The organism is Mucilaginibacter sp. OAE612, from assembly GCF_041806395.1.
GTDB classification, from domain to species: Bacteria; Bacteroidota; Bacteroidia; order Sphingobacteriales; family Sphingobacteriaceae; genus Mucilaginibacter; species Mucilaginibacter rubeus.
Genome location: NZ_JBGMUW010000001.1, coordinates 2,873,645 through 2,885,967 on the forward strand (window position 1 = coordinate 2,873,645; position 12,323 = coordinate 2,885,967).

12 protein-coding genes, 1 pseudogene and 1 riboswitch are annotated in these 12,323 nt (G+C 39.7%); of the genes and pseudogenes, 9 read left to right on the top strand and 4 right to left on the bottom strand.

The window, feature by feature from the left end:
- Positions 1–128 precede the first annotated feature (128 nt).
- The 5 genes and pseudogenes from thrS (at position 129) to ABID99_RS12015 (ending at position 4,484) form a co-directional block, all read left to right on the top strand.
- A pseudogene (gene thrS / locus ABID99_RS11995) lies at positions 129–2,055 on the top strand (threonine--tRNA ligase).
- Between the two features lies 1 nt (position 2,056).
- Positions 2,057–2,623 carry a translation initiation factor IF-3 gene (gene infC, locus ABID99_RS12000; RefSeq protein ID WP_090525629.1) on the top strand — a complete coding sequence of 189 codons (567 nt, stop codon included), beginning with the start codon at positions 2,057–2,059 and terminating at the stop codon, positions 2,621–2,623.
- Positions 2,624–2,704: 81 nt separating this feature from the next.
- Positions 2,705–2,905 (top strand): 50S ribosomal protein L35, encoded by a 201-nt coding sequence (gene rpmI, locus ABID99_RS12005; RefSeq protein WP_090525627.1) that lies wholly within the window; start codon positions 2,705–2,707, stop codon positions 2,903–2,905.
- An 81-nt stretch (positions 2,906–2,986) separates the two neighbouring features.
- Positions 2,987–3,331, top strand: coding sequence for a 50S ribosomal protein L20 (gene rplT, locus ABID99_RS12010; protein ID WP_022829871.1), 345 nt, complete (start codon positions 2,987–2,989; stop codon positions 3,329–3,331).
- Positions 3,332–3,410: 79 nt separating this feature from the next.
- Entirely contained in the window at positions 3,411–4,484 is a 1,074-nt protein-coding gene (locus tag ABID99_RS12015) for an acyltransferase family protein (RefSeq protein WP_373613843.1), read from the top strand.
- 67 nt (positions 4,485–4,551) lie between these two features.
- Here ABID99_RS12015 and ABID99_RS12020 read toward each other — a convergent pair whose 3' ends face one another.
- A complete protein-coding gene (locus tag ABID99_RS12020) occupies positions 4,552–5,286 on the bottom strand; it encodes an SRPBCC family protein (protein WP_090525622.1) in 735 nt (244 codons plus the stop codon).
- A gap of 65 nt (positions 5,287–5,351) precedes the next feature.
- Positions 5,352–6,680 carry a serine hydrolase gene (locus ABID99_RS12025; protein WP_373613844.1) on the bottom strand — a complete coding sequence of 443 codons (1,329 nt, stop codon included), beginning with the start codon at positions 6,678–6,680 and terminating at the stop codon, positions 5,352–5,354.
- Positions 6,655–6,854, top strand: a riboswitch (cobalamin riboswitch). Its footprint overlaps the gene before it by 26 nt.
- Before the next feature lie 119 nt (positions 6,855–6,973).
- Here ABID99_RS12025 and ABID99_RS12030 point away from each other — a divergent pair.
- From ABID99_RS12030 to ABID99_RS12045, 4 genes are all read left to right on the top strand, one after another.
- Complete coding sequence (locus ABID99_RS12030; RefSeq protein ID WP_373613845.1) at positions 6,974–8,923, top strand: TonB-dependent receptor plug domain-containing protein; 1,950 nt, start codon at positions 6,974–6,976, stop codon at positions 8,921–8,923.
- Positions 8,924–8,974: 51 nt separating this feature from the next.
- On the top strand, positions 8,975–9,547 hold the full coding sequence (locus ABID99_RS12035) for a DUF6580 family putative transport protein (protein ID WP_373613846.1): 573 nt from the start codon (positions 8,975–8,977) through the stop codon (positions 9,545–9,547).
- An 87-nt stretch (positions 9,548–9,634) separates the two neighbouring features.
- Complete coding sequence (locus ABID99_RS12040) at positions 9,635–10,321, top strand: Sir2 family NAD-dependent protein deacetylase (RefSeq protein WP_090526225.1); 687 nt, start codon at positions 9,635–9,637, stop codon at positions 10,319–10,321.
- A gap of 38 nt (positions 10,322–10,359) precedes the next feature.
- Positions 10,360–11,073 carry a diphthine--ammonia ligase gene (locus tag ABID99_RS12045; RefSeq protein ID WP_090525613.1) on the top strand — a complete coding sequence of 238 codons (714 nt, stop codon included), beginning with the start codon at positions 10,360–10,362 and terminating at the stop codon, positions 11,071–11,073.
- Between the two features lie 226 nt (positions 11,074–11,299).
- Here ABID99_RS12045 and ABID99_RS12050 read toward each other — a convergent pair whose 3' ends face one another.
- Both ABID99_RS12050 and ABID99_RS12055 read right to left on the bottom strand, forming a co-directional pair.
- Complete coding sequence (locus ABID99_RS12050; RefSeq protein WP_090525603.1) at positions 11,300–11,548, bottom strand: hypothetical protein; 249 nt, start codon at positions 11,546–11,548, stop codon at positions 11,300–11,302.
- A gap of 6 nt (positions 11,549–11,554) precedes the next feature.
- Entirely contained in the window at positions 11,555–12,256 is a 702-nt protein-coding gene (locus ABID99_RS12055; protein WP_090525599.1) for a DUF3291 domain-containing protein, read from the bottom strand.
- Positions 12,257–12,323 lie beyond the last annotated feature (67 nt).

Genomic DNA, 12,323 nt, shown 5'->3' on the forward strand with positions numbered 1-12,323 from the left:
ACAAAAAATTGAAACTGCTTTGATGTTAAATGCTATTTAAAATTCTATTTTTGTACCCACAAAATGAGGGTCACTTTGTAGGTGACCGTTTAAACGTAATTTTATAAAACTTTAAATCATAGTTGTAGATGATTAACATTACACTTCCCGATGGATCCGTTCGTCAGTATGACAAAGGGATCTCTTCCATGCAAATCGCGCAGTCGATTTCCGAAGGATTAGCACGTAACGTATTAGCGGCCGAAGTTGACGGCCAGGTTTGGGACGCAAGTCGCCCTATTGAGCAGGATGCCCATGTTAAATTATTAACCTGGAACGATGCTGATGGTAAGTCAACTTTCTGGCATTCATCAGCCCACTTAATGGCCGAGGCTTTGGAAGCCCTTTAACCCGGGTACTAAATTTGGTATCGGTCCGGCAATTGAAACCGGTTTTTATTACGATGTTGATTTTGGCGACAAGGTTTTGTCTTCTGACGAGTTTAAGCAGATCGAAGATAAAATGATCGAACTTGCCAAAACCAAAGAGGAATACATCCGCAAACCGGTAAGCAAGGCAGATGCTATTGAGTATTTCACTGAAAAAGGTGATGAGTATAAACTGGACCTGATTAAAGACCTGCCTGATGGTGCTATTACTTTTTATTCGCAAGGTAATTTTACAGATCTGTGCCGCGGGCCCCACATCCCTAATACAGGTTTTATAAAAGCGGTTAAGCTCATGAGCCTTGCCGGGGCATACTGGCGTGGTGATGAAACCCGCAAACAGTTAACCCGCATATACGGCGTTACTTTCCCTAAGGCCAGCGAACTTACTGAATACCTGCATATGATCGAAGAGGCTAAAAAGCGCGATCACCGCAAATTGGGTAAGGAACTGGAACTGTTCGCTTTTTCGGAAAAGGTAGGTATGGGATTACCATTGTGGTTACCTAAAGGAACTGCATTGCGCGAACGTTTGGTAAATTTCTTGCAAAAAGCACAGGTAAAAGCAGGCTATGAGCAGGTAATCACTCCTCATATTGGTCATAAAAATCTGTATGTAACATCGGGTCACTATGAAAAATACGGTGCCGATTCATTCCAGCCGATAAAGACCCCGCAGGAAGGAGAGGAGTTTTTCTTAAAACCGATGAACTGCCCTCACCATTGCGAAATCTACAAAACAAAACCGCGTTCATACAAAGACCTGCCGGTTCGTTTTGCTGAGTTTGGTACTGTGTACCGTTATGAGCAGAGCGGCGAGTTGCACGGTTTAACCCGTGTACGTGGTTTTACTCAGGATGATGCCCACTTATTTTGCCGTCCGGATCAGGTGAAGGATGAATTTAAAAAAGTAATTGACCTTGTATTGTATGTATTCAAAGCTTTGGGCTTTGATAACTACATAGCGCAGGTGTCGTTACGTGACCCGGAGAACCGCGCTAAATATATCGGCAGTGACGAAAACTGGGCATTGGCCGAGAATGCCATCATTGAGGCAGCAGCCGAAAAAGGCTTGCCTACCGTTGTTGAATACGGTGAGGCTGCATTTTACGGCCCTAAGCTTGATTTTATGGTAAAAGACGCTCTTGGCCGTAAATGGCAATTGGGTACTATCCAGGTTGACTATAACCTGCCTGAACGTTTTGAACTGGAATATACAGGCAGCGACAATCAGAAGCACCGTCCGGTAATGATCCACAGGGCGCCGTTTGGTTCGATGGAACGCTTTATAGCGGTATTAATTGAGCATTGTGCAGGTAATTTCCCGTTGTGGCTATCGCCCGAGCAGTTCATTATACTTCCCATATCAGAAAAATATGAAGAATATGCAAAAAAAGTTTCTGATATATTAAAAGATTCCGATATTTGCGGGCTAATCGACTTCAGGGACGAGAAAATAGGCAGAAAGATACGAGATGCTGAAGTCAAAAAAATCCCTTACATGCTGGTTGTGGGCGAAAAAGAAGCTGCCGAAGGCTTGGTTTCTGTACGTAAACATGGTACCGGTGATTTGGGAAGTATGAGCATTGAAGATTTTAAAGAACAGATAACTAAAGAAATAACAGTATAACTTGGCATTAAACAAACCTTTCAATAGAGGACCAAGGCTTCCTTTTAAGAAAAAAGAAGCCGAACATAACATAAACCAATTCATTAGGGCTCAGGAAGTTCGCCTTGTAGGTGATAACGTTGAGCAGGGAGTTTACTCATTAAGAGATGCCCTTGCAATAGCGCAGGAGCAGGAACTGGATTTGGTTGAAATATCTCCTAACGCCGTACCGCCGGTTTGTAAAGTAACGGACTATAACAAGTTCATTTACGAACAAAAGAAAAAGCTTAAAGAGATAAAAAGCAATGCCAAGCAAACGGTTATTAAGGAGATCCGTTTCGGACCGAATACTGATGATCATGACTTTGAATTTAAATTAAAGCATGCCATTAAGTTTTTGGAAGCTGGCGAAAAGGTGAGGGCTTACGTACACTTTAAAGGTCGTGCCATTGTTTACAAAGAACAAGGCGAGATCTTATTGCTTCGCTTTGCCCAGGCATTGGAAGAAGTTGGTAAAGTGGAGCAATTACCAAAGCTTGAAGGGAAAAGGATGTTTTTAACCCTTGCACCTAAGGCAGCTAAAAAGTAATTAAATAACCTCGGTCTCAGGATCGGGGTTTGAAAATAAAACGTTGAGAAACGTTAATATCTAACACAAATAAATAGAGTTATGCCAAAAATGAAAACCAATTCCAGTGCTAAAAAGCGCTTTAAGCTTACTGGAACCGGTAAAATCGCAAGAAAAAACGCATACAAAAGCCACATCTTAACCAAGATGTCGACAAAACGTAAGCGTGCCCTTGGTCAAACCAGCTTAGTATCTGATGCCGACATGGGTAACGTAAAACGTATGCTTTGTATCGGAAAGTAATTCACAAATTTTAAAACCAGGTATTAGAGTTTTAAGTCCGGCACACGAGATGCAGGCACTCACTACCAAAAAACACACAAGATGCCACGTTCAGTTAACGCAGTAGCGTCGAGAAGACGCAGGAAAAGGATCATGAACCTCGCCAAAGGTTATTGGGGTTCACGTAGCAAGGTATACACCATTGCAAAAAACACAGTTGAAAAAGGTTTACAATACGCTTACCGCGACCGTAAAACCAAAAAGAGAGAGTTCAGGGCTTTATGGATCCAACGTATTAACGCTGGTGCCCGTCAGCACGGAATTTCTTACTCTCAGTTGATGGGTAAATTAGCCGCTAAAGAAATCGGTTTAAACCGTAAAGTATTGGCTGACTTAGCAATGAACAACCCAGACGCTTTCAAAGCAGTTGTTGATGCAGTAAAATAATATCGCATTCTAATGCATGAGAGAGGCCGCAATTTGCGGCCTTTTTTGTTTTAATTATTTGAGTGCCTATTTTTATGGTATGACATCAAACAAGGAGGGACAGCCTGTCTTATCCAGCTTATTGCGCAGTAACTATTATTACTCTTTAAATGGATTTCGCGGCATTTCAATTATCCTGGTTGTATTTTACCACCTTCAGTTATCTGATAATTATTTTTATACTACAATATTCAATGGTGGGTTGGGAGTAAACATTTTCTTTGTAATAAGTGGTTTTTTAATTACGAGCCTATGTTTAAAAGAAAAAGAAGTAACAGGTGGCTTATCGCTAAAAAAATTTTATATCAGGCGTTTTTTGCGAATATTTCCTTTAGCCTATTTATATATTAGAGTGGTGTTTTTATTAAACCATTTCTATAGTTTAAACATTTCCTGGATTCAATTTTTTGGCTCGGCATTATATCTAATGAATTTTAGCTATTTCCGCAGCCATGATTTCACTTATTACTTCAGTCATTATTGGTCGTTATCGGTTGAAGAACAATTTTATCTCCTTTTTCCTTTTATTTTAAAGATCAACAGAACTGCATTTTATTATATTATTATCAGCATTGTATTCGCATTGCCGCTATTGTGTACAGTGCAACAGTTTGTTCCGGTTTTGAATCGTGGCATTATTTACTGTTTTACTCACTATTTTATAAAGTTTCAATCAATTGGTGTCGGCTGTTTTTTTGCGTTGATGGCGTCCAAAGAAATTTTGAATGTAATTTGGCTCAAACAAACAAAGGCAGCTGGCAATATTTTGGCTATAATATTGATGTTTGGATTGCGCTTTGACGAATTTTATACCTTAAAATCACTGTACGTAAACCTGGCGATTTCAGTAATTACCGGCTATTTAATTTTAAGCAATATCATACCCGCAAACGATTGGATTTTTAAGGTGTTAAACAATAAATTTCTATCATTTATTGGTATTCTATCTTATGGCATATACATATGGCAACAGTTATTTACCGGCCGGGATAGTAAAATGCTATTAAGCATATTTCCTAACAATGTATTGGGTTTGATTACTGTCCCTTTATTATCGTATTATCTTTATGAACGGCGTTTTCTAAAACTCAAATCAAAATTCACCCATAAATGATGCTATTGTTGTAAGATATAAAGGCGCTCGCATTACCTGAGCGCCCTTGGATAAAGGTGTTATTTTTTTATTTGACGACAATTACTTCAACAAACTCATCCGGATCGTTATTGATATCCATATACTGTTTAAAGTTCTGAATATCCTTATCAACCATATTTTTGAATACCGGGTTTAGTATTTTGGCTATGCCTGCGCCTACACCGCCTGCCGGGGGCTGATAACTGATCACCACATCAACAATGGTACCCTGCCCGTCAACCGTATCCTGAAAACGAATTTTACCCGCATTATTAATCATCGAATCAGACAGCGAACTCCAGCCGATCACTTCATTAGGTTCGTCATGGACAATTTCGGCATGCCAGCTGATTGTAGCTACATTTTTGGGAAGCTTCAAAACCCAGTGTGAATATTTAGAGTCGATGACCTCCACACTTTCCAGGTGTTTCATAAAAAGGGGCAGGTTATCAAGCTTGCGCCAAAATTCATAAACCTTTTGCCGGGGTTTATTTACAATAAACGACGAACGAATATTTACATTTATGGGATTGGTGGATAATTTACCAATACGTTTGTAAAGCTCACAATGCCCTGTGATGCCCCTGTTTAACAAATAGCCACCGGCACCTATTTTTACGATACTTGCAAACGGGTTTTTAAAAATATTTTTAAAACCTGAGAAACCGAGCTTCATACCACCTGCGATGGACGTAAAGCGTTCGGGCCAATTCAGGTTTATGCGGTCATCTCCATAAAGCACAGGGAAGTTGTCGGTATATTTTACTATTGTAGTTGCCATAGGTTTTTAAATAGTTATCGTTTTTAAAACACCTTTAGGGCTACTAAGTTTTCCAGAAGTGAATTTTATTGCTTTTTGCTATAAGTAAATTTAAATTTAGTTAAATGGGGCAGGTGTTTTTTAGGGCGCTTGAGTTCATATTGGTATATCACCTGGCCAAGGTTTTTCAGGAAAGGCAGGCATACCGTTGTGTACTCGTATTTATTATCGTTCAGTATCCCATCTTCATTTGATTGCACGACGGCACTGAGCATGAACTCAACATTGTTTTTAAAATCTACGATATATGCATTATCAATATCATAACCATAACTATCACCAACTTTATTAAAGATCCTGATGTCAGGGTTAATAACTGCTGTACTGTCTCCGCCATAGAACAAAAACTTGCAATAAGCCGGGAAATATTCGGGGCGGCGATAGGTGGGTTTGGTGTTTTCGGTGGGGAAGGTACTCATATAACGGTAAATGAAGCGATAGTCATCTATCGTTAAATTAAAGCGTTGCTTTTTAGGGCAAGTTTCAGGAAACAACAACCTTTTAAGCACCATTTGCTGATCGGCGAGAGAGTAAACATTCTTTTCAGAAAAGTCAAGAGGCTTGTTAACCAGCCGTTCGCTGCTATCTAAATAAGCTTTACCCTGCAGCATGTTTTCCAGGTGCATGGGATAATTTGACGCATCATATAGCGCCGGTTTCTGATAAATTAGCTTATTATCATTGTAAAAATCAATAGGGTTGGTGTGCTTTGTGCTTTCGCCTGCATCACCTATGGCTAACCTGCCTACAATACGGGTATTGTTAAGATGATACTTCTTTAGCTTTTGATTGATCTCTGTACGGCCGACAAATTCATAGAGCCGGTTATATGCATCATTATCGCTTACCAGCAAGATCTTTTTAATATAATTTTCGATACTCGACAAACCTGTTGAGGATGATGTATCTATTTTAACTTTAGTCTGGCCGGCAAATGCGCTATCAGTAATCATGACCGATTTGCGGCTTAAGCCTTTTATTTTTAATTCGTTAAGTTTCTCAAGCGCAAAAATGGCCGTTGGAAGCTTTACCGTGCTCGCGGGGTAAAAATAATGATGCGCATTAAGATGATAGCTGTATGAAGTAAAGTGCGGAACATTGTCTTTATCCCTGTCGATCCGGGTATATAGGATCTGTATTTCGTTTTGTGCAGGATGGTTCAAAACGCCTGAAAATAGTTCGGGATGGCTATATAGTAAACCTTTCAGAAAAACGGTATCGGGATGTTGGGCAAAACTGCCAAGCGCGCCCATCATCAATAATAAAATGCAGCAATATTTCATCATGATAAATATAGTTATGTAGTTTGAGGTTAACAGATACTTATTGTACTTTTGCAGCGCTTTAGGTTTCATTAAACTATTTTTTTAATGAATTAAAAGGGAATACGGTGTAAATCCGTAACTGTCCCGCAGCTGTAAGCTCCGTAACCGTTGCCAAATCTATACAGCCACTTTCTGTAAACAGGAGGGAAGGCCAGGCAAAATGGGGAGCAAGTCAGAAGACCTGCCAAGGCATTATATGTTATTCATAGCTTTCGGGGATTGAAGCTTGGATGTGAATGCTCTTCGTTTGGCGTGTTTTCATTTTATTCATTTCCGTGTATGCTATTAAGGCTGCATTATTATTTTATACATATCAATCATACATGGAAAAAAAGTACGCTAAAATTATTTTAGGATTCGGTTTGTTAACTGTTGGGTTATCTACCTCAGCAGCATATGCACAGGATACCACACGCACACTCAATACGGTAGTAGTAACTGCAAGCCGGTCGCCTAAAAAACTGTCAGACATTGGCCGCGTTGTTACCATCATTTCTGCCGATGAGATCAATAAATCGCAGGGCAAATCATTGCCTCAATTATTAAATACGGTTGCCGGGATAACTTTTTCTGGTGCAAATAATGCCCCCGGTATCAGCACATCGGTTTTCCTGCGCGGGGCTTCATCTGGCAATACCCTTATCCTGGTTGATGGTTTTCCGGTAAACAATGCTTCGGGCATTGATGGTAGTTATGATCTTAACGCTTTTTCGCTGGATCTGATAGATCATATCGAGATCTTGAAAGGAAGCGGTTCAACGCTGTATGGTTCTGATGCTGTAGCAGGCGTTATTAATATCATCACAAAAAAAGCTAAACAGCAAGGATTAACCGGTGGATTGCAGCTAACAGGTGGCAGCTATAATACGTTCAAAGAGTCGGCCTCATTAATTGGACAGGTGAAAAATACAGGCATAGCCATTAATCTGTCAAATACCGATTCAAAAGGCTTTGCCGCGGCCACAGATACCACTGGCAAAGGCGATTTTAAGAAAGATGGTTTTCACCAACGTTCGGCCAGTGTGAACCTGAGCCAAAATGTCTCATCTAAATTTATTCTTAATGGAAACCTGCAGGTGAGCCACAATACTGGTGATCTGCCTTACGGTGCTTTTATAAACGACAATGATTACACTTATAAAAACACATTTTTATTTGGTGGCATAGGTGCAAAATTGATTTTACCAAAAGGTAACCTCAACGTGAACCTGTCGCAAAATACGGTTCAAAATGATTTCAATAACCTGCCATCTGACAATTACGGAACCCACCAGGTTACAAAAAATACAGGTCGTATAACCAATGTCGAAGCTGTGTTTAATTATGAATTGAATAAGTATTTTGATATTACCAGCGGTGCGGCCTTTAAATACAGCAACACAAGCCAGTACAGTCTGTATGAATCAACATCTTATCCGGGTGTGCCGAGCATTATTAAAGCTGGTGATGCTGCTAATAACATATTCAGCGCTTATACGTCGTTATTTTTCAAATACGATATCTTCCACATGGAGTTAGGTGGCAGGTACAACAACCATAGCAAATATGGCGACAAGTTTACCTACACCATCAACCCATCATTATTCCTTGCCGATCAGTTTAAGATCTTTGGCACCATAGCTTCGGCCTTCAAATCACCTTCGTTATATCAGTTGTTTTCAGAATATGGTAATGCTAAATTAAACCCTGAAATCACAACATCATATGAAGCAGGTTTTGATTGGGATATTGTTAAGAATACCCTTTCATTTAATACCCAGTTTTTCAAGCGCAATACCAAAGATGTTATCTATTTTAAAAACCTGTCTGGCCCTCCTTATAGTCAATATGCAAACGGGCAACAGCAAAAAGATAAAGGCTTTGAAACCGAATTAAAATATCACGATAATAACATTCATGCATCTGCATATTACGCTTATGTAACAGGTAAACTAACCGACGAAGCCGGTACACAAACCGGCAACCTTTACCGCAGGCCTAAAAGTACTTTCGGCGCTAATATCAGCTATGATGTTTTAAGTGATTTTGAGGTAGGTGTTAACTACAAATATACAAGTAACCGTACCGATCTGACTTTTACAAACACTGGATCAGAAGTGATTACACTGAAGCACTATAACCTGGTAAATTTGCATTTGGAATACAAGGCAACCAAAAATCTAAATGTTTTTGGTGACCTTAACAACGTTTTGGATACTAAATACGTAGATTGGTTAGGATATAACACCCGCGGTATCAACTTCATGCTTGGTGCCAGGTATCAATTTAAATAGCGTTTGCTTATTGTTCGGATTATTAAGTAATTTTACGCCATATATAAAATCATGACCGCAAAAGATAACACCAACCGCAACTTGTTCCTGATCCTGATGATCCTGGTTGCTGCCGCATTCAGGCTTTTAGCATTTAAATATAAAGAATTGAGTAATTTCAATCCGGTAGGTGCTATTGCATTATTTGGCGGCGCTTATTTTACCTCAAAGTGGAAAGGGTATGCTACTGTATTGCTTACGTTGTTTACTACAGATATCGTGATTAATTACCTGTTTACTTCAAAGTTAACTTTATGGTATGGCGGAGCCGCATGGGTTTACCTGTGTTTTGCATTAATGGTGCTTGTTGGTACTATGCTTGAAAGGGTAAATGTTGTTAGTGTGCTTTTAGGCTCAATCGCTACAGTTTTGATTCACTGGTTAATTACTGATCTGCCATGGTTATATGGTACAGCTTATCCGCATACTTTGGCTGGGTATGGCGAGTCATTGGTCAAGGCTATTCCGTTTGAGAAAAATATGGCATTGGGTACATTGGTATTTAGTGCAATACTTTTTGGTGGTTTTGAATTGGCTAAGAATAAGTACACGTTTCTGCAGGACAAAAAGCAATTGGCTTTATAATATAAATGCATTTAAATTTAAAGCGGATTGTTGAAAGGCAGTCCGCTTTTTTTATGGCCTAATCAATTATCATCTGTTTATATTAAAATGAAGAACTTAGTAGTGTTAACCGGCGCAGGTATCAGCGCCGAAAGTGGTTTAAAAACCTTCAGGGATAGCGATGGGCTTTGGGAAGGGTATAATATTGAAGACGTAGCCACGCCTGAGGCCTGGGAGCATAACCCGGTTATGGTACAGCAATTTTATAACGAGCGCCGTAAATCTGTATTGGAAGCAAAACCTAATGCGGCCCACTATGCACTTGCTGCGCTCGAAGAAAAGTATAGGGTAACCATCATTACTCAAAATATAGATGACCTGCATGAAAGGGCAGGTTCAACCAATGTGGTGCATTTACATGGCATTATCACCCGCTCACAATCAAGTATCAAACCAGAACTTACTTATCCTATCGATGGGTGGGAAATTAAAATGGGAGAGCTTTGCGAATTAGGTTCACAATTACGTGCGCACGTAGTTTGGTTTGGTGAGCCCGTACCAATGATAGAACATGCAGCCGCTATATGCGTGGGGGCTGATATATTTATGCTTATAGGTACCTCCCTTGCTGTTTACCCGGCCGCAGGGCTTATCGGTTATGTTGACCGCGAGACGCCAAAGTATATTATCGATCCCAATATACCTTTTGTAAATGTTAAAGGGCCGGTTATTAAAATCCAGGAAAAAGCAACAGTTGGCGTACCTGAATTAGTGAACCAATTATTAAAGGATTAAATCACTAATTCGCTAACTCACTAAATCACCAATTAAATATGAAGTGTATCTTCAATTGGAGCGGCGGTAAAGACAGCGCCCTCGCTTTATATCATTGCCTGCAAAATCCGGATCTTGAAATCGCCTATCTTGTAACTACGATCAATGATGCAGCCGACAGGATTTCCATGCATGGTGTAAGGACGGAATTACTGACTAAACAAGCAGAAGCTATCGGTATTCCATTATATCAAATCCGCCTGCCCGAAATGCCGGGTATGCAGGAATATGACGATGTGATGCGACACCATTTAACTCGCTTTAAAAATGAAGGTGTAACCCATTCCATTTTTGGCGATATATTTTTGCAAGACCTAAAAGATTACCGCGATGCACGGTTAAGCGAGGTTGGGCTCAAAGGTATTTACCCCTTATGGAAAAGGGATACATCCGAATTAATAAATGAATTTTTGAACCTCGGTTTCGGAACCGTGATAGCCTGTACCCAGCAACGTTTGGAACGCATTGTTGGTAAAGAGATCAGTCGGGAGTTAATTGATGCGTTGCCTGACGATGTTGACGTTTGCGGCGAGAATGGGGAATTTCATACCTTCACTTTTAAAGGGCCAATATTTAAAAACCCAATTGAATACAAAACAGGTGTGAAAATTTTTAAGGAATACGCCACGCCGAAAAACGCCAATGATTCCTGCGTTTCTGCTACCGATACCAAACCTTCCGGTTTTTGGTATTGCGACTTGCTATTGGCTTGACCTTTCATTTATTCCGTTAAAATCAACGCAGAATAAAATTTTGTTTAACTATATAACTAATTTAATATCAATATATTAATATTAGTTTATTCAATTTTTTATTTAGATACTATGTAAAATGAAGACAAGCAGAACTTAAAATGCATTTTTTTTGCCAAATTAAATTTTGCCTACAGTTGCTTTTACTTATAAGCTATTGTTTATCAATGTAAATGGATGTTTTACTTCAATAGTTATATCTAAAATAAGCGTCTTTATAATCGTTACGCATGTCGATAAACCGGGCGGCTATCTTTTTTAAAAACTCCTCATCAAGTAATTCAAAAACACTGTTTACCCCGTCGGTTAAATCCATTTCCGGGATCTTGTAACTCTGCTCAAGGGAACCCTGCTCTACCTTTACAATAAATTTATTATTCATATTCAGGATAGAGATTTTAAAATCGGGATGGGGGAGTTCTGCAATAATTCTCATGTCTTTTTATTTATTCAATAAGCCCTTTAATGGGTCTTTTCCGTTAATGGTACCGAAACTGGCAATAGGTTTAAATCGTGCAAAAAGTTCCTCGCTATACCAACCTTCGCTTCTTGTCTTTTTAATTACTTCGGCATGTTCGGGGCTTTTATATGCAAAAGCTTTGACGTGTTCCAGGCTTTCCCAAACAGAAAATGTAGCTTGTCTGTATACCGGAGCTTCACCAACGCCAAATGAATTTATATATCCGGGAGCGGATGTCATTATGTTTGCAACGGTATCTACATTGGCCCAGAAATTCTTTAACCTGCTAAGTTTGATTGTTGCGCGTGTGAGTACGGCGACTGGGCCATTGATGTCGCTTACATCGGGCTTGCCGAATGGCTCTTTTCCATCCCAACTCCCGTGGCTTTGCAGGGGCTGACAAATCATTGTCCAGCTTTCAGTACCTAACAGCTTCCACCAGGATGAGACGAACGACCTGTTATAAAATGCGTCAAAATTTCCCCTGCTATCCCAGCAAGCCAATAAGCCCCATTGTTGCCAGTCGGGTTCAAGGTCAAATGTTCCGTTTTTTCCAGAACCAAGAAGTTTGTAAAAACTGCATCCTTTTTGCATCAATAGGGGAAGGCGATGAATAGCCATAGCCAACAGGGCAAAAGGAACAAACAGTTTGCGGTAGCGGATTATGGTAAGGCTAACGATCATGTAAATGCTAAATAAAAGATTAAATATGATATTTGCCTTATTTAGTTTCAACGTGGCATCCTTACTT